The organism is Xanthomonas sp. D-109 (assembly GCF_017746095.1).
Taxonomy (GTDB): domain Bacteria; phylum Pseudomonadota; class Gammaproteobacteria; order Xanthomonadales; family Xanthomonadaceae; genus Xanthomonas_A; species Xanthomonas_A sacchari.
In genome coordinates this window covers 44,795-63,120 of the sequence record NZ_JAGHWV010000020.1, presented here as the reverse complement: position 1 = coordinate 63,120, position 18,326 = coordinate 44,795, and the positions used below count along the sequence as shown (strand labels likewise).

General features: G+C 69.3%; 14 protein-coding genes. 8 read left to right on the top strand and 6 right to left on the bottom strand.

What is annotated here, in order from left to right:
- Positions 1 to 201: 201 nt before the first annotated feature.
- Both acnA and J7357_RS17365 read right to left on the bottom strand, forming a co-directional pair.
- Entirely contained in the window at positions 202 to 2,961 is a 2,760-nt protein-coding gene (gene acnA, locus J7357_RS17370) for an aconitate hydratase AcnA (RefSeq protein ID WP_209248426.1), read from the bottom strand.
- Positions 2,962 to 3,131: 170 nt separating this feature from the next.
- The gene (locus J7357_RS17365) at positions 3,132 to 4,034 is read right to left on the bottom strand and encodes a LysR family transcriptional regulator (protein ID WP_010343328.1); all 903 of its coding nucleotides are present in this window, start codon (positions 4,032 to 4,034) and stop codon (positions 3,132 to 3,134) included.
- Between the two features lie 104 nt (positions 4,035 to 4,138).
- Between J7357_RS17365 and J7357_RS17360 the strand changes: the two genes are divergently transcribed.
- From J7357_RS17360 to acnB, 8 genes are all read left to right on the top strand, one after another.
- Positions 4,139 to 5,245, top strand: a complete 1,107-nt coding sequence (locus tag J7357_RS17360; RefSeq protein ID WP_209248424.1) for a 4-oxalomesaconate tautomerase — start codon at positions 4,139 to 4,141, stop codon at positions 5,243 to 5,245.
- An 84-nt stretch (positions 5,246 to 5,329) separates the two neighbouring features.
- The gene (locus J7357_RS17355) at positions 5,330 to 6,382 is read left to right on the top strand and encodes an ABC transporter substrate-binding protein (protein WP_209248422.1); all 1,053 of its coding nucleotides are present in this window, start codon (positions 5,330 to 5,332) and stop codon (positions 6,380 to 6,382) included.
- A gap of 11 nt (positions 6,383 to 6,393) precedes the next feature.
- A complete protein-coding gene (locus J7357_RS17350) occupies positions 6,394 to 7,227 on the top strand; it encodes an ABC transporter ATP-binding protein (protein ID WP_209248420.1) in 834 nt (277 codons plus the stop codon).
- Positions 7,211 to 7,987: an ABC transporter permease gene (locus J7357_RS17345; RefSeq protein ID WP_160946665.1), complete on the top strand. Its 777-nt coding sequence runs from the start codon at positions 7,211 to 7,213 to the stop codon at positions 7,985 to 7,987. The genes J7357_RS17350 and J7357_RS17345 overlap by 17 nt, the downstream gene beginning before the upstream one ends.
- 120 nt (positions 7,988 to 8,107) lie before the next feature.
- On the top strand, positions 8,108 to 9,556 hold the full coding sequence (locus J7357_RS17340; RefSeq protein ID WP_209248418.1) for a porin: 1,449 nt from the start codon (positions 8,108 to 8,110) through the stop codon (positions 9,554 to 9,556).
- A gap of 158 nt (positions 9,557 to 9,714) precedes the next feature.
- On the top strand, positions 9,715 to 9,978 hold the full coding sequence (locus J7357_RS17335) for an AbrB/MazE/SpoVT family DNA-binding domain-containing protein (RefSeq protein ID WP_010343322.1): 264 nt from the start codon (positions 9,715 to 9,717) through the stop codon (positions 9,976 to 9,978).
- Positions 9,975 to 10,382, top strand: coding sequence for a type II toxin-antitoxin system VapC family toxin (locus J7357_RS17330; protein ID WP_010343321.1), 408 nt, complete (start codon positions 9,975 to 9,977; stop codon positions 10,380 to 10,382). Before J7357_RS17335 ends, J7357_RS17330 begins: the two co-directional genes overlap by 4 nt.
- 52 nt (positions 10,383 to 10,434) lie before the next feature.
- Positions 10,435 to 13,026, top strand: coding sequence for a bifunctional aconitate hydratase 2/2-methylisocitrate dehydratase (acnB, locus tag J7357_RS17325; protein ID WP_209248416.1), 2,592 nt, complete (start codon positions 10,435 to 10,437; stop codon positions 13,024 to 13,026).
- A 136-nt stretch (positions 13,027 to 13,162) separates the two neighbouring features.
- Here the strand turns inward: acnB and J7357_RS17320 are convergent, their stop codons facing one another.
- The 4 genes from J7357_RS17320 to J7357_RS17305 are packed head-to-tail and all read right to left on the bottom strand — an operon-like array spanning position 13,163 to position 18,300.
- Positions 13,163 to 15,760: an EAL domain-containing protein gene (locus J7357_RS17320; protein WP_209248414.1), complete on the bottom strand. Its 2,598-nt coding sequence runs from the start codon at positions 15,758 to 15,760 to the stop codon at positions 13,163 to 13,165.
- 4 nt (positions 15,761 to 15,764) lie between these two features.
- Positions 15,765 to 16,838 (bottom strand): chemotaxis response regulator protein-glutamate methylesterase, encoded by a 1,074-nt coding sequence (locus J7357_RS17315; RefSeq protein WP_041500147.1) that lies wholly within the window; start codon positions 16,836 to 16,838, stop codon positions 15,765 to 15,767.
- Positions 16,835 to 17,437, bottom strand: a complete 603-nt coding sequence (gene cheD / locus J7357_RS17310) for a chemoreceptor glutamine deamidase CheD (RefSeq protein ID WP_209248412.1) — start codon at positions 17,435 to 17,437, stop codon at positions 16,835 to 16,837. Before cheD ends, J7357_RS17315 begins: the two co-directional genes overlap by 4 nt.
- A complete protein-coding gene (locus J7357_RS17305; protein WP_019802525.1) occupies positions 17,434 to 18,300 on the bottom strand; it encodes a CheR family methyltransferase in 867 nt (288 codons plus the stop codon). Before J7357_RS17305 ends, cheD begins: the two co-directional genes overlap by 4 nt.
- Positions 18,301 to 18,326: the final 26 nt, after the last annotated feature.

Below are 18,326 nucleotides of genomic sequence, written 5' to 3'. Positions count from 1 at the left end.
ATAGTTGGATATGGCCACTGCGCTGCCGGCAGTGCTGCGCAGTACAAGACGCTGACGCTTGGGCCGCGACGTCGCCGCCGAACACCAGAACTGGTCGGGGTGCGAGCCGGCGCGCTTGCGAACCACGGGTTCGCGCGCCGGCGCAGCGCCCCCGCGCTGGCGCGGGGGCCGGGTTTCCGCTGCCGGAAACCGTGGGGTCGGTCAGCGTGCAGCCAACTGACGCAGCACGTACTGCAGCAGGCCGCCGTGGCGGAAATACTCCACCTCCTTCGGGGTCAGCAGCATCACCGCCACCTCGAAGGTCTGCGTGCTGCCGTCGGCCTTGCTAGCGACGACCTTGGCGCGCTTGCTGGCGCCGTCCTGCAGGCCGGTGATCTCGAACACCTCTGAGCCGTCCAGGCCCAGGCTCTGCGCGTTCTGGCCGCCCAGGAACTGCAGCGGCAGCACGCCCATGCCGACCAGGTTGGAGCGGTGGATGCGCTCGAAGCTCTCGGCGATCACCGCCTTGACCCCGAGCAGGTTGGTGCCCTTGGCCGCCCAGTCGCGCGAGGAGCCGGTGCCGTATTCCTTCCCGCCGATCACCACCAGCGGCACGCCGTCGGCCTTGTACTTCATCGCCGCGTCGTAGATCGCCAGCTTTTCCGGCTGGCCGCCGCCGGCCGGGTAATACAGGGTGTTGCCGCCTTCCTCGCCGCCAAACATCAGGTTCTTGATGCGGATGTTGGCGAAGGTGCCGCGGACCATGACGTCGTCGTTGCCGCGGCGGCTGCCGTAGCTGTTGAAGTCGGCCGGCTGCACGCCGCGCTCCTGCAGGAAGCGGCCCGCCGGCGAATCCTTCTTGATGTTGCCGGCCGGGGAAATGTGGTCGGTGGTGATCGAGTCGCCGAACAGGCCCAGCACGCGCGCGCCGTGCACGTCCTCGATGCGGCCTACCTGCATGGTCATGCCGTCGAAGTAGGGCGGGTTCTTGATGTAGGTGGAGGCGCCGTCCCAGGCGTACAGCTCGCCGTCGGGCGAGGCGATGGCGGCCCAGCGGCTGTCGCCCTTGAACACGTCGGCGTAGTTCTGCTTGAACATCTCCGGGCCGACCGTGGCGGCGATGGTGTCGCCGATCTCCTTGTTGCTCGGCCAGATGTCGCGCAGGTACACCGGCTGGCCGTCGCTGCCGGTGCCAAGCGGGTCGCGGGTCAGGTCGATGTCGGTGGTGCCGGCGATGGCGTAGGCGACCACCAGCGGCGGCGAGGCCAGGTAGTTCATCTTCACTTCCGGATGCACGCGGCCTTCGAAGTTGCGGTTGCCCGACAGCACCGAGGCCACCACCAGGTCGTCCTGGGCGATCGCCGCGGACACGTCCTCCGGCAGCGGGCCGGAGTTGCCGATGCAGGTGGTGCAGCCATAGCCCACCACGTAGAAGCCGAGCTGTTCCAGGTCGTCCATCACCCCGGCCTTCTTCAGGTAGTCGGTGACGACCAGCGAGCCCGGCCCGAGCGAGGTCTTGACCCACGGCTGCGCCTTCAGGCCCTTGGCCACGGCGTTGCGCGCGAGCAGGCCGGCGCCGAGCATCACCGCCGGGTTGGAGGTGTTGGTGCAGGAGGTGATCGCCGCGATCACCACCGCGCCGTCGCGCAGGCGCCAGCCGGCGCCGCTGGCCTCGGCCTCCTGCGCCTGTGCCGCCTGGGCACCGACCGCGGTGCCGCCGCCGCCTTCGTTCTTGAGCCGGTCTTCCTGTTTCGCATCGCTGTGGCGCTTGCTGCGCGCGTCGGCGAACGGCACCAGGCTGTCGCGGAAGTTGTGCTGCATGTCTTCCAGCAGCACGCGGTCCTGCGGGCGCTTGGGGCCGGCCAGCGACGGCTTGACCTCGCCCATGTCCAGTTCCAGCGTCGCGCTGTAGCTGGCGTGCGCGCTGTCGGCGTCGTGCCACAGGCCCTGCGCCTTGGCGTAGGCCTCGACCAGCGCGATCTGCTCCTCGCTGCGGCCGGACAGGCGCAGGTAGGTCAGCGATTCGGCGTCGATCGGGAAGATGCCGCAGGTGGCGCCGTACTCCGGCGCCATGTTGCCGATGGTGGCGCGGTCGGCCAGCGGCAGGTGCTGCAGGCCGTCGCCGAAGAACTCGACGAACTTGCCGACAACGCCGTGCTTGCGCAGCATCTGCGTCACCGTCAGCACCAGGTCGGTGGCGGTGGCGCCCTCGGGCAGCTTGCCGGTGAGCTTGAAGCCCACCACCTGCGGGATCAGCATCGACGAGGGCTGGCCGAGCATCGCCGCTTCGGCCTCGATGCCGCCCACGCCCCAGCCGAGCACGCCGATGCCGTTGATCATGGTGGTGTGGCTGTCGGTGCCGAACACGGTGTCCGGATAGGCCAGCGCCTCGCCGTCGCGTTCGCCGGTCATCACCACCCGCGCCAGGTGCTCCAGGTTGACCTGGTGCACGATGCCGGTGTTCGGCGGCACCACCTTGAAGTTGTCGAAGGCCTTCTGGCCCCAGCGCAGGAAACCGTAGCGTTCCTTGTTGCGCTGGAACTCGATCTTGCCGTTGAGGTCCAGCGCGTCGGGCTTGCCGAACACGTCCACCTGCACCGAGTGGTCGATCACCAGTTCCGAGGGAATCAGCGGGTTGATCTGCTCGGGCCGTCCGCCGAGCTTGACCACCGCGTCGCGCATCGCCGCCAGGTCGACCACGCACGGCACGCCGGTGAAGTCCTGCAGCACCACACGTGCCGGCATGAACGCGATTTCGGTGTCCGGCTCGGCGGTCGGCTGCCATTGCGCCACCGCTTCGATGTGCTCCTTGCCGACGGTCGCGCCGCCGTCCTCGTGGCGCAGCAGATTCTCCAGCAGGATCTTCAGCGAGTAGGGCAGGCGCGAGATGTCGAAGCGCTCGCCGAGCTTGGGCAGGCTGAAGTAACCGTAGGTCTTGCCGCCGACGTGCAGTTGGCTGCGGGTGGAGAACGAGTCGTTCATGCTGGGGAACTCCTGATTGCGGGTGGCTTGCAGTGGCCCGCTGTGACGAGCCTGCTTGCGAGTGCCGGGCCATTGCGTTGCCGGCATTGCGTCGCGTCGCGACGCGGCCGGAAGGCGCGGCGGCCCAAGGCGTCGGGCCGAAGCTTACACGTTCAGATGTAGCGCCCGTGTCACGGCTTGCCGCGCCAGCGGCTCATCAGCATCTGCAGGAAACGTTCGGCGCTGGGCGAGAGCAGCGCGCTGCGCCGGCGCACGATGCCGATGGTGCGCGAGACCACCGGATTGCCGATCGGCCGCGTCACCAGGATCGGATGCTCGCCGTCGGGCGTGGCCATCTTCGGCAGCACCGACACGCCGATGCCGGCCTCGACCATGCCCAGCGAGGTGGACAGGTGGGTCACTTCGTAGTGCCAGCTGAGCTTCAGGTTCTCGCGCGCCAGTGCCCCGTCGAGCAGGGTGCGGTTGCCGCTGGTGCGATGCACGGTGATCAGTTGGTGCTGGGCGAGGTCGGCCCATTCGATCCGGCGTTTCTTCGCGAGCGGATGGTCGCGGCGGCAGGCCAGCACGAACGGGTCTTCGGCGAGCACGTCGAAATCCAGGTTGGGATCGTTGGCGCCCATGAAGTTGATGCCGAACTCGACCTCGCCGCGTTCCACCGCCTGCAGGCCCTCGGTGGCCGGGATGTCGAGAATGCGGAAGCGCACATGCGGATGCGCCTCGCGGAAGCGCGCCATCACGCTGGGCAGGAAGTAGAACGCGGCGGTCGGCAGGCAGGCGATGGTGACGGTGGCGCCGCGCGCATCGTCGTGGCCGCGCACCGAGAACAGCGAGCCGTCGAACTCCTCGATCATGCGCCGCACCAGCGGCAGCAGGTTCTCGCCGATGGCGGTGGTGGCCACGCTGCGGGTGGTGCGCTCCAGCAATGGCGACCCCACCGCCTGTTCCAGCTTCTGGATGCGCCGGCTCAGCGCCGGTTGCGACATGTGCAGCGCCTCGGCCGCGCGGTGGAAGCTGCGCGTCTCGGCCACCAGCAGGAACGCGCGCAGGTCGAGGATTTCGCAATTGATGCTCATAGGTAATCAATCATTGGAAAATTAGCAATTAACAGATCAATTGGGGTCATGCCAGTATCGAATCAGACGAAGACATTCATCTTCAGGACGCATCAATCTACACCATGTCCAACGATCTGCTCGGCATTCCCTGCGTGCTCATGCGCGGCGGCACCTCCAAGGGGCCGTTCTTCTTCGCGCCGGACCTGCCGGCCGATCCCGCCCGCCGCGACCGCCTGCTGCTGGAGGTGATGGGCGCCGGCCATCCGCTGCAGATCGACGGCATCGGCGGCGGCAACGCGCTGACCAGCAAGGTCGCCATCGTCGACCGCTCCAGCCGCGCCGACGCGGACGTGGACTATCTGTTCGCGCAGGTGCGGGTCGAGCAGCAGGTGGTGGACACCTCGCCCAACTGCGGCAACATGCTGGCGGCGGTGGCGCCGTACGCGATCGAGCGCGGCCTGGTGCAGGCGCAGCATCCGCGCACCCAGGTGCGCATCCACAACGTCAACACCGGCAAGCTGATCGTGGCCACGGTGGAAACGCCGCATGGCCGGGTGGTGTACCGTGGCGAGACGCGCATCGCCGGCGCGCCCGGCGCGGCCGCGCCGATCTGGCTGTCGTTCCTGGACGCGGCCGGCGCACGCACCGGCAAGCTGTTGCCGAGCGGCCAGGCGCAGGACACCATCGACGGCGTCGCGACGAGTCTGGTGGATTGCGCCATGCCGATGATGCTGCTGCGCGCCGCCGATCTCGGCGTGCGCGGCGACGCCTCGCCTGCCGAGCTGAATGCCGACGCCGCGCTGCTGGCGCGGCTGGAGGCGCTGCGGATCCTGGCCGGCGCGCGCATGGGCATCGCCGACGCCGGCAGCAAGGTGATTCCCAAGCCGGTGCTGCTGTCGGCGCCGCAGCACGGCGGCGACCTGCAGGTGCGCTATTTCATGCCGCAGCAGTGCCACACCGCGCTGGCCATCACCGGCGCGGTCGGCATCGCCACCGCGGTGGCCACGCCGGGTACCCTGGCCAATGCCTTCGTCGGCGATGCGGCGCTGCCGCGCCACGTCGTCCTGGAACATCCGAGCGGCGCCCTGGAGGTGGGATTGAGCCGCACCGCGGCCGATGCGCCGATCGTCGCCAGCGTGGTGCGCACCGCCCGCCGGCTGTTCGAAGGGCGGGTCTTCGCGACCTCGCCCGTGTCCACCGAGGCCCGCCAATGGATCTCCGCGGCATGACATGACCCGAACCGGCCGGGCGCCTGCATGCACGCACGGCGTCCGCGACCGACAACGCACACGCTTCAATCCTGGGAGGGATCGATGTTGTCCAGAACGTTCTTCACCGCGGCGCTCGCCGCGGCCGGCCTGCTGCTTCTCACCGCCTGCGGCAAGGGCGGCGGCGATGCGGCGAGCGCCGACGCCACCCCCGTGCGCATCAGCGTCGGGTCCTACAATCTAAACAACCTGCCGTTCTTCATCGCCGACGCCAACGGCTACTTCGACCAGGTCGGGGTCAAGGTCAAGACCGAGAACTTCGCCCAGGGCGGCTCCAAGGTGCTGCAGGCCTTGGTGGCCAACTCCACCGACGTGGCGGTGGGTTTCTACGACCACACCATCCAGATGCAGTCCAAGCGCAAGGACGTGGTCGCCTTCGTGCTGCTCTCGCGCAATTCCGGGCTGGTGCTGGCCGGGCGCAACGACACCGCCTTCGATCCGGCCAGGCCGCAGACCATCCGGGGCCTGAAGGTCGGCATCACCGCGCCGGGCTCCTCGTCCGACTTCTTCGTGCGCCATTACCTCTCGCGCAACGGCATTGCCGAGAGCGCGGTGTCGTTGATCGGCGTGGGCTCCGGTGCGGCCGCGGTGGCGGCGCTGGAGCAGGGCAAGATCGACCTGCTGGTCAACTACGACCCGGCGGCGACCCTGATCAGCGAGCGCAAGATCGGCAGGATCCTGATCGACGCGCGCAGCGATGCCGGCGCACGCCAGGTCTATGGCGGGCTGTACCCGACCTCGGTGATGTACGCCAACCGCAGCTTCCTGGAAAAGCGGCCGCAGGATGCGGAGAAGATCGTGCGTGCCGAGCAGATGGCGCTGCGCTTCATCGCCGACCACTCCGCCGAGGAGATCGTCGCGGCCTTGCCCGATGCCTATGTCTCCGGCGACCGCGCCACCTATGCGCGTGCGGTGGAGAACGCCCGTGCGATCTTCACCCGCGACGGACGCTTCGTCGCCGCCGACCTGGAAACGCCGTTGACCGTGCTGCGCGAATTCAACAAGGACGTGGCGCGCGCGGACATCGACCTGACCAAGACCTACACCAACGCCTTCGTGGATCGCGCCAGCGGTGCGGCGAAGGCGGCCCAACCGTGAGCGGAGGAACCATGGCACGCAACGCTACCGTGCAGCGCCTCAACGGCGCGCCGCACCTCGATCCGGCGCAGACGATGGTCGCGATCAACAACGTCACCATGTCCTTCGGCGATTTCACCGCCGTGCGCGACGTGGACATCCAGGTCGCCGATGGCGAGTTCCTGGCCATCGTCGGCCCCACCGGCTGCGGCAAGAGCACCATCCTCAACTCGGTGGCCGGCCTGCTGTCGCCGTCCGCCGGCCAGGTCGTCATCGACGGCCGCCCGGTCGCCGGTGTGCAGGAGGCGGTCGGCTATCTGTTCCAGCAGGACGCGCTGCTGCCGTGGAAGACCGCCTTCCAGAACGTGGAGCTGGGCCTGCGTTTCCGCGGCGTGGCGGATGCCGAGCGCAAGCAGCGCGCCAATGCCTGGCTGGCCAAGGTCGGCCTGGCCGGGTTCGAGCACCGTTATCCGCACCAGCTCTCCGGCGGCCAGCGCAAGCGCGTGCAGATGGCGCAGGCGCTGATCGTGGAGCCGAAGGTGATCCTGATGGACGAGCCGTTCTCGGCGCTGGACATCCACACCCGCCACCTGATGCAGAACGAACTGCTGCGGCTGTGGCAGGAGCAACGCCGCTCGGTGATCCTGATCACCCACGACCTGGAGGAAGCGATCGCGCTGGGCGACCGCGTGGTGGTGCTGTCCTCCGGCCCCGCCAGCCGCGTGGTGCGCAGTTTCGACGTGGACCTGCCGCGCCCGCGCAATGTCGCCGAGATCAAGCTCGACACGCGTTTCACCGACCTGTACCGCGACATCTGGGCCTGCCTGCGCGGCGAAGTGGAGAAGAGCTATGCACGCCAAGACTGACAAACTCATCCAGCTCGCGCTGGTCGTGGCCGTGTTCGGCGGCTGGGAGGGCGGCATCGCCCTGGGCCTGATCGACCCGTTCTTCTTCCCGGCGCCGACGGCGATCGTGCAGCAGGCCTGGACCTGGCTGTCCGACACCGGGTTCTACCAGCACGTCTACATCACCCTGACCGAGACCGCGCTCGGCTACGTCATCGGCACCGCGCTGGGTGTGGCCGGCGGCGTATGGCTGGGCCTGAGCAGGCGCTCGGCGCGGATCCTGGATCCCTTCATCAAGGGCTTCAACGCGATCCCGCGCGTGGTGCTGGCGCCGATCTTCGTGCTGTGGCTGGGCCTGGGCCTGTGGTCGAAGGTGGCGCTGGCGGTGACCCTGGTGTTCTTCACCACGTTCTTCAACGCCATGCAGGGCGTGCGCGAGGTCAATCCGGTGGTGCTGGCCAATGCGCGCATCCTCGGCGCCAACCGTCGCGACCTGCTGCGCCACGTGTACTTCCCGGCGGCGGCGAGCTGGATCCTGTCGTCGTTGCGCACCTCGGTGGGCTTTGCCGTGGTCGGCGCGATCATCGGCGAGTACCTGGGCGCCTCCGCCGGCCTGGGCTACCTGATCGCGCAGGCCGAGGGCAACTTCAATGCCGTGGGCGTGTTCGCCGGCATCATCATCCTGGCCGCCTTCGTGCTGCTCATCGATGCGCTGCTGGACGTGATCGAGAACCGCCTGATCACCTGGCGCCCCAACGCGCAGAACCAGGCCACCAGCTGACCGCGGCCGCGCGCCGCCGGCCCGGCCGGTGGCGCGCCTGTCGCGCGCATCGCATTCCCCCGCACCATCGCAACGGGCCAGCGCCAGGCCAGGCGCCCGGCTGGCCGGAGAGACCCATCCATGCATCCCCATCCCGTGCTGCCCCGCGCAGCGCTGACGCTCGCGCTCGGCCTGCTGCTCGGCGGCGCCAACGAGGCCGCTGCGCAAACCGTGCCGGCCGCGCCAGCCACGTTGAGCCAGACCGAACTGACCGCGCTGGTGCGCCAGCAGGCGCAGCAGATCCAGCAGTTGCAGGCGCGGCTCGACGCGCTGCAGGCCCCCGCCGCGCCGAGTCCGGTGCCAGCCACCACCGCGCCCGCCACCACCGCGCCAGCGCTGGAAGGCCGCGTCGCCGCGCTCGAATCGGCGCAGGCCAAGGCGCCGAAGGTGTCTTGGTCGAAGGGCGCCCCGGAGTTCGCCAGCGCCGACGGCAACGTGGTGTTCCGTCCGCGCGGCCGCCTGTTCGTCGATGCCTCCAGCACCGACGGTTCCGCCGCCAGCCAGCGCAACCTGTCCGGCACCGAGATCCGCTCGGTGCGGCTCGGCGCCGAAGGCCGCTACGGCCAGCTCGGCTGGGTGGTGGAAGGCGACTTCGCCGACAATGCCGTCGCCTGGAAATCGGTGTACGCCAGCGTCGACCATCGCCTGTTCGGCCTGCCGGCCGAGCTGAGCGTGGGCAATCGCCTGAACGATCGCGGCATCGACGGCGCCAGCAGCACCTCCAACACCCCGTTCCAGGACCGCAACGTGGTGGGCACGCTGGTCCTGCCGCAGCGCGGCCTGTTCGGCGTCGGCCTGACCGAGCGCATCTACGGGCGCGACTGGCACGCCAGCCTGTCGGTGGCGGGCAACGACCTCAACAACGCCGGCGACGACAACGACAGCCTGACCTGGGCGGCGCGCGCGCACTGGAATCCGCTGGTCGGCAAGGCCGCAACCGTGCACCTGGGCGCCTGGGCCTTCCACGAGGAGATCGCCGCCGGCGCCAGCGGTGTGCTGCGCAGCTCGGCGATCGCCGGGCACTTCAACGACCAGGTCCGCATCGCCCCGGGAACGCTGCTGGGCGCGCAGCGCAGCGATGCTTACGGAGCGGAACTGGCCGGCGTCTTCGGCCCGGCCTGGGCCAGCGGCGAGTGGGGCACGCGCAACCTGCGCGGGCGTGGCGCGGCCGGCGGCTACGATCTCGATCACCAGGCCTGGGCGGTATCGGCTGGCTGGTTCCTGTCCGGCGCGCTGCCCGCGTATGCCGGCAAGACCGGGACCTGGGGCCGGGTCAAGGTCGCCGACCCGGTCACCGCCGGCGGCGCCGGCGCCTGGGAACTGAAGCTGCGCTACGAGGACGTGGACTACGCCGAACTGCCGGGCGGCGGCCGCGGCAACGCCTGGACGCTGGGGACCAACTGGTACCTCAACGATGTCAGCCGGCTGATGCTCGACGTGATCCGCTGGCAGACCGACAACCGCAGCGGCACGGTGCAGGGCCGGGACCAGGGCACCACCTTCAATACCCGCCTGCAGGTGGCGTTCTGAGCCGCTGAGCGAGGGCAGGGCGGCCGGCGCCAGGTCGTTCCGCACCGGCGGCACGGCGCCCGCCAGCGGACCAGGCGCTGTGCCGCACCACGTCCGTCGCTGGCGGTATGACCACTTGGGTATGTATAATCCGTGCATACCGAACCGGGCCTACACCGATGGAAGCCACTGTCGCCGAACGCGGTCAGATCACCCTTCCCAAGGCCGTGCGCGATGCGCTGGGCCTGAGCAAGGGCACCATCCTGAAAGTGGAACTGGACGGCGGCCGGATCATCCTGCGCAAGAGCGTGGACGATGCCATCTCGCGCGCCCGTGGCCGCTTCAAGCTCGACGGCTTCGCCAGCACCGACGAGGCGATGCGCGCGATCCGCGGCCGCGCCCCGGGCGATCCGTTCGAGCCCGAACCCGACGCCGGCGCATGATCGCCATCGACTCCTCCGTGCTGGTGGATCTGCTGGCCGACGGCCCGCAGGCCGACGCCGCCGAAGCCTGCCTGCGCCAGTGCCTGAGCACCGGCCCGGTGGTGGTCTGCGACATCGTCCTGGCCGAAGTCTGCAGCGCGCTGCGCGACGGCGCCGAGGCCTTGTCGGTGCTGGAGGACATGAGCATCCGCTTCAGCGCGCTGGAGGCCAAGTCGGCCTTGCGCGCCGGCGAGATGCAGCGCCGCTTCCGCGCCCGCGGCGGCAAGCGCGAGCGGGTGGTGGCCGATTTCCTGATCGGGGCGCATGCGCTGCTGCAATGCGATGGCCTGATCACCCGCGACGACGGTTTTTTCCGCGATTACTTCAAGGGTCTGAAGATCATCGTGCCCAAGCCCGCCGGCTGACGCCGCGCAACCGCTACCGCTCATCCCCACCGTTTTTTTCCGGAGAACCCGCATGTTGGAAGCCTACCGCCACCACGTTGCAGAGCGCGCCGCGCTCGGAATCCCGCCGCTGCCGCTGAGCGCGCAGCAGACCGCGCAGGTCATCGAACTGCTGAAGAATCCGCCGGCCGGCGAAGAGCAGTTCCTGGTCGAACTGCTCAGCCACGGCGTGCCGGCCGGCGTCGACGACGCCGCCAAGGTCAAGGCCTCGTACCTGGCCGCGGTCGCCTTCGGCAGCGAGACCACCCCGCTGATCTCGCCCACCCGCGCCACCGAACTGCTGGGCACCATGCTCGGCGGCTACAACATCCATCCGCTGGTCGAACTGCTGGACAACGCCGAGCTGGGCGCGGTCGCCGCCGAGGGCCTCAAGCACACGCTGCTGATCTTCGACGCCTTCCACGACGTACAGGAGAAGGCCGAGGCCGGCAACGCGCACGCCAAGGCCGTGCTGCAGAGCTGGGCCGAGGCCGAGTGGTTCACCAGCAAGCCGGAAGTGCCGCAGAGCCTGACCATCACCGTGTTCAAGGTGCCGGGCGAGACCAACACCGACGACCTGTCGCCGGCGCCGGACGCCACCACCCGCCCGGACATCCCGCTGCACGCGCTGGCGATGCTGAAGAACAAGCGCGACGGCGCGCCGTTCGAGCCGGAAGAAGACGGCAAGCGCGGCCCGATCCAGGCCATCGCCGACCTCAAGGCCAAGGGCCACCTGGTCGCCTACGTCGGCGACGTGGTCGGCACCGGTTCCTCGCGCAAGTCGGCGACCAACTCGGTGCTGTGGTGGACCGGCGAGGACATCCCGTACATCCCCAACAAGCGCTTCGGCGGCGTGTGCCTGGGTTCGAAGATCGCGCCGATCTTCTACAACACCATGGAAGACGCTGGCGCCTTGCCGATCGAGCTGGACGTGTCGCAGATGGAGCACGGCGACGTGGTCGAGCTGCGTCCGTACGAAGGCAAGGCGCTGAAGAACGGGCAGGTGATCGCCGAGTTCGCGATGAAGTCGGACGTGCTGTTCGACGAAGTGCGCGCCGGCGGCCGCATCCCGCTGATCGTTGGCCGCGGCCTCACCGCCAAGGCGCGCGAGTTCCTGGGCCTGCCGGCCTCGACTCTGTTCCGCCTGCCGATGGACCCGCCGGATACCGGCAAGGGCTTCTCGCTGGCGCAGAAGATGGTCGGCCGCGCCTGCGGGCTGCCGGAAGGCCAGGGCATGCGCCCGGGCACCTACTGCGAGCCGAAGATGACCTCGGTCGGCTCGCAGGACACCACCGGCCCGATGACCCGCGACGAGCTGAAGGACCTGGCCTGCCTGGGCTTCTCCGCCGACCTGGTGATGCAGTCGTTCTGCCACACCGCGGCGTATCCGAAGCCGGTGGACGTCAAGACCCATCACACCCTGCCGGAGTTCATCTCCACCCGCGGCGGCGTGTCGCTGCGCCCGGGCGACGGCGTGATCCACAGCTGGCTCAACCGCATGCTGCTGCCCGACACCGTCGGCACCGGCGGCGACTCGCACACCCGCTTCCCGATCGGCATCTCGTTCCCGGCCGGTTCCGGCCTGGTGGCCTTCGCCGCCGCCACCGGCGTCATGCCGCTGGACATGCCCGAGAGCGTGCTGGTGCGCTTCAAGGGGCAGATGCAGCCGGGCGTGACCCTGCGCGACCTGGTCAACGCGATCCCGCTGTACGCGATCAAGCAGGGCCTGCTGACCGTGGCCAAGCAGGGCAAGAAGAACATCTTCTCCGGCCGCATCCTGGAGATCGAAGGCCTGCCGGAACTGAAGGTGGAGCAGGCGTTCGAACTGTCCGACGCCTCCGCCGAGCGGTCGGCCGCCGGCTGCACGGTGCGCCTGAACAAGGAACCGATCGTCGAGTACCTGACCAGCAACATCACCCTGCTGAAGTGGATGATCGCCGAAGGCTATGCCGACGCGCGTTCGCTGGCGCGGCGGATCAAGAAGATGGAGGAGTGGCTGGCCGACCCGCAGCTGCTCGAGCCCGATGCCGACGCCGAGTACGCGGCGGTGATCGAGATCGACCTGGCCGACATCCACGAGCCGATCGTGGCCTGCCCCAACGACCCGGACGACGTGAAGACCCTGTCCGACGTGGCCGGCGCGGCGATCGACGAAGTGTTCATCGGCTCGTGCATGACCAACATCGGCCACTTCCGCGCCGCGGCCAAGCTGCTGGAAGGCAAGCGCGACATCCCGACCCGTCTGTGGGTCGCGCCGCCGACCAAGATGGACGCCTCGGAGCTGACCAAGGAAGGCCACTACGGCACCTTCGGCGCCGCCGGTGCGCGCATGGAAATGCCGGGCTGCTCGCTGTGCATGGGCAACCAGGCGCAGGCGCGCGAGGGCGCCACCGTGTTCTCGACCTCCACCCGCAACTTCCCCAACCGCCTGGGCCGCAACACCAACGTGTACCTGGGCTCGGCGGAACTGGCGGCGATCTGCTCGCGCCTGGGCCGGATCCCGACCAAGGACGAGTACATGGCCGACGTGGGCGTGATCAAGACCAGTGGCGAGCAGATCTATCGCTACATGAACTTCGATCAGATCCAGGACTACCAGGACGTGGCCGCCACGGTCGCGGCCTGATCGCCTCGGCGATGCACTGACGCGAGGTGCCGCGCATGCGGCACCGTCGCAACGAAGAAGCCCGGCAGTGCCGGGCTTTTTCGTGGGTGTTGCCAGCGTTGCGATGCGCAACAGGTTGGCCGCGCCGGGGCTACGCTTACGCCGGCGGCGCGGGCGCATGCCCCTGCAGCCAGTGTTCCAGCGCCGCGGCCGGCAGCGCCGGCGCGAACAGGAAGCCCTGCAGCACGCGGCAGCCCAGCCGCGCCAGGAACGCGCGTTGCGCTTCGGTTTCCACGCCCTCGGCAACGGTATGCAGGCCCAGGGTCTCGCCGATGCGCAGCACCGAGGTGGTCAGGGTCCGCGAGGTCTGGCAGTGCTCCAGGTCGCTGACGAAGCTCATGTCCAGCTTCAGTTCGTTGACCGGCAACTGGTGCAGATGGCTGAGGCTGGAATAGCCGGTACCGAAGTCGTCCAGCGACAGCAGCACGCCGCTGGCCTGCAACTGGCGCAGGTTGGCCAGCACCGCGTTGGGGTTGGAGAGCATCACGCTCTCGGTCATCTCCAGGGCCAGGTCGGCCGGTTGCAGGCCGGAGGCGGCGAGCAGGCCCTCCACCCGCGCCGGCAGCTGCGGATCGGCGAAATTGTTGGCCGACAGGTTCACCGCCACGCGCGGTACCGGGACGCCGCGCAGGCGCCAGTCGGCCATCTGCCGGCAGGCCTCGCGCAGCACCCAGTGGCCGAGTTCGTCGATCAGGCCGCATTCCTCGGCCATCGGCACGAACCGCGCCGGCGAGATCGCACCGAGGTTGGGATGGTCCCAGCGCAGCAGCGCTTCCACGCCGTACAGCGCATGCGGCGCCTGGCTGTCCAGTTGCGGCTGATAGTGCAGTTGCAGCCTGTCGCGATGCAGGGCCTCGCGCAGCGCGGTCTCCATCGCCACGCGTTCCTGCGCCATGCGGTTCATGTCGGAACTGAAGTAGCGCACGCTGTGACCGCCCTCGTGCTTGGCCCGGAACATGGCCAGGTCGGCATGGCGCAGCAGGGTTTCGATGTCGGTGCCGTCCTCGGGGAACATCGCCACGCCGATGCTGGCGCTGGGATGCAGGGTCATCTGGCCCACCACCACCGGTTCGGCCAGCGCCAGCAGCAGGCGTTCGGCGACGCCGGCGGCGTGCTCGGCGCTGCAGTGCGGCAGCATCAGCACGAATTCGTCGCCGGCCTGACGGCCGACCAGGTCGGTCACGCCCAGGGTGTCGCAGATGCGCCGGGCGATGTCGCGCAGCAGGCCGTCGCCGGCGGCATGGCCCTGGGTTTCGTTGACGCGCTTGAAGCGGTCGATGTCCACGAACAGGATCGCCACCGGCGTGCCCTGGTGCTCGGCGGCGGCCAGCGCCTGCTCGGCACGGGCGCTGAACATCACCCGGTTGGGCAGGCCGGTGAGCGAGTCGTAGAAGGCGAGTTGATGGACGCGCGCCCTGGTCTGCTCGCGTTCCAGCGCCAGCGCGCACAGGTGCACGCACAGTTCGATCAGGCGCAGGTGCCAGGCCAGCGGCTCGCGCACCTGCCGGTAGCACAGCGCGAAGCTGCCGAGGACGCGGCCGCTGCTGGACTTGATCGGGGTGGCCACGCAGGTGCCCAACTGCACATGGTCCACCAGCCCCATGTAGTCGGCGAACAGCGGGTCGGTGCGCGGGTCGAGCACCAGCACCTGCTTGCCGCGCCAGATCGAGGTGCCGAGCGCGCCGGCACGCGGTCCCGCGCGCATGTTGCTCATGGTCTCGCCGAACCGCACCGGCATGCTCGGCGCCGCCAGCGGCTGCAGGCGGCCGCTACCGTCGACGCTGACGATCGCGGCCATCAGCTGTGGCGCGATGCGCTCGACCTCCTTGCAGATCAGCGTGGCGACCTCGACCAAGGGCTGTTCGCGGACCAGCGCCTCCAGCACGTTCTTGTGCAGCACCTCGTGCATCTTGCTCTGGGTGATGTCGGTGAACGAGAGGATGTAGTGCTGCTGGCTGCCGTCCTCGCCGGCGATGGGGGTGGCGACCAGGGTGGCCCACAGCGGGGTGCCGTCCTTGCGGTAGGCGAGGATGTCGGTCTGGTGGCCGAAACCGGCGCGCACGCGCTCGCGGGTGTGCTGCACAGTCTGCAGGTCGGTACCGGGGCCGGCCAATACGTTGCTCGGCAGATGCCCCAGCACTTCGCTCTCCGCATAGCCGAACACCTGGCTGAAGCCGGCGTTGACGTAGCGGATGTTCAACTGCGGATCGCAGACGACGATGGCGGCGTCGCTGGAGTCCAGCGCCAGCGACAGCAGCCGCATCCTGGCATCGCGGGCGCGCTGGGCGCTGATGTCGCGGACGAACAGCACCTGCAGCTGGCTGTAGTGCTGCGGGGCCCGCGCTGCGCTCACCGCCAGCCAGCGCGCCGCGCCCTCGTAGTCGTGCGTCAGCAGTTCGTAGCTGCCGCTGCCGCTGTCGTGCAGGCAATGCGCGAGGAAGTCGTCGCGCACCTGGGCATCGGCCAGCTCGCCCAGCGGACGCCCCAGCACCTGTGCGCGCGGACGGTTCCACAGCGCTTCGGCGGTGTGGTTGAAGGCGACCACGCGCCCCTGCGGATCGACGATCAGCACGCCTTCGGGCGCGTATTGCAGGCACAGCAGCAGATCCAGCTCGGATCGGGCCGATGCGACCCGCGCCGCTTCCACGCTGGCGTCGTTGGGCGCGCTCGACGTGACGAGGCGGCGGCCCGGCATGGTCTCAGCGGGCCTGCACGGACAGCGCGATCAGCCGCTCGGCGATCTTGTCCAGCGGCAACACTTCCTGCGCCGCGCCCATGCGGAAGGCGGTGCCGGGCATGCCCCAGACCACACTGGTGGCCTCGTCCTGGACCAGGGTGCTGGCGCCGGCCTGCAGCATTTCCAGCAGGCCGCGCGCGCCGTCGTCGCCCATGCCGGTCAGGATCGCGCCGATGGCGTTGGCGCCGGCATTGCGCGCCACCGACTGGAACAGCACGTCCACTGCCGGCTTGTGCCGGTTGACCGGCGGGCCGTCGTCGATCTTGCAGCGCCAGCGCGCGCCGTCGCGGATCACCTGCAGGTGCTTGCCGCCCGGTGGCAGGTAGGCGTGGCCGGGCAGGATCGCTTCGCCCTCGGTGGCCTCGCGCACGGCCATCGCCGAGTGCCGGTTGAGGCGATCGGCGAAGGCGGTGCTGAAGCCGGCCGGCAGGTGCTGGGTCATCACCACCGCCGGGGCGTCGGCCGGCATGCCTTCCAGGACCACGCGCAGCGCCTCGGTGCCGCCGGCGGACGCGCCGATGGCGATCAGCCGGTCGGTGGTGCGGAACTTCAGCGAGGACACCGCGGCGGGCGTGGCGGTGGCGCCGGCCGGTTTCGGCGCGGCCGGCCGGTCCAGCGCGCGGACCTTGGCCTTGGCCGCGTTCTTGACCTTGGTGACGATCTCTTCGGCGTAGCCCTCCAGCCCGCGGGCCACGTCGAGCTTGGGCTTGGAGACGAAATCGACCGCGCCCAGCGACAGCGCCTGCAGCGTGGTGTCGGCGCCGCGCTCGGTGAGCGAGGAGATCATCACCACCGGCGTGGGCCGCAGCCGCATCAGGTTTTCCAGGAACGCCAGGCCATCCATGCGCGGCATTTCCACGTCCAGGGTGATCACGTCCGGGTTCAGGCGCTTGATCTTCTCGCGCGCCAGCAGCGGGTCGGCGGCCGAGCCGACCACTTCGATGCCGGGGGCGCCGGACAGGATTTCGGTGAGGATCTGCCGCACGACCGCGGAGTCGTCGACGATCAGCACGCGGCAAGGGGCTTCCAGGCTCATTCGAACAACTCCACGGCGCCGGTGACGGGGGCTTTGGTGAGACGGGCACGCACCGCCGACTCGGCCGCGGCGATTTCGGCCTCCTCGTGCGCGTGCGGCAGGCGCTGCACGACCACGCGGCCGGTGGCGGGGAAGAACCAGATCTTGCGCGGATGGATGCCGCGCAGGTCTTCGGCCACCACCGGGATCTGCTCGGCCTTGAGGTAGTTCAGCACGAAGTCGGCATTGCGCGTGCCGACCGGGTTGTTGGTGAACCCCTTGAGCACGTTGCCGCCGCCGAACACCTTGGCTTCCAGGCGGTTGCGAGCGGCGCCGCGCTTGAGCAGGTCGTTGATCAGCACTTCCATCGCATAGCTGCCGTAGCGCGCCGGCGCGCCGTCGCCGCTCTGGCCGTCGGGCAGCATGAAGTGGTTCATGCCGCCGATCTTCAGCAGCGGGTCGCGGATGCAGGCGGCCACGCACGACCCCAGGATCGTGGTCAGCGCGGTGTCGTCGTCCACCACCAGGTACTGGGTCGGCAGCAGCTTGGCCGCCGTCGTCTGGAAGCGCGTATCGTGATAGCGCATCACCTGGTCTACGGCCATGGCGGCGGGGCTCATGTGCGATCCTTTTGCGCCCGGCGGTACAACGTGCGGCCGCAGGGCTGGATCAGGTCGGCCGCATGCAGATAGTTTTCCGAATGGCCGGTGTAGAGCATGCCATCCTCGTCCAGGTGCGGAATCAGCCGCGACAGGATGCCGCGCTGGGTCGGCTTGTCGAAGTAGATCATCACGTTGCGGCAGAACAGCGCCAGGTACGGGCCGGCCACGTCGTAGCGCGGCTCCAGCAGGTTGAGCTGGCGGAACTCGAGCAGGTCGCGCAGCGCCGGCAGCACCCGGCACTGGCCTTCGTTGGCGCCGCTGCCGCGCTGGAAGTACTTGCGCTTGAGGGCGGGGTCGAGGCTGGCGACGCGTTCCAGCGCGTACACGCCGCGCGAGGCGGTGGCCAGCACCTGGGTGTCGACGTCGGTGGCCAGGATCCGCACCGGCGGGGTCAGCGTGCCGAACGCCTCGCAGGCGGTGATCGCCAGCGAGTAGGGCTCCTCGCCGGTGGACGAGGCGCAGGACCAGATCTTCAGCGGGGCGGCGCCGGAATGCTTCTGCAGTTCCTCGCGCAGCCGCTCGAAATGGTGCGGCTCGCGGAAGAACGAGGTCAGGTTGGTGGTCAGGGCGTTGGTGAACGCCTCCCATTCGTCGCCGCCGTCGCGCTCCAGCCAGTCCAGGTAGTCGCGGAACGAGCGCAGGCCCAGCACGCGCAGGCGCCGCGACAGCCGGCCATAGACCATGTCGCGCTTGGCCGGGGCCAGGGCGATGCCGGCCTTCTGGTAGATGAGGTCGCAGACCCGCTTGAAATCGCGGTCGCTGAAGTCGAAGTCGCGATTGTCGGAGCCGGAGGAGGGCGAAGCGGGAGTCTGGATGGCCATGATGCGCAGCGATGGTCGGTCAATCG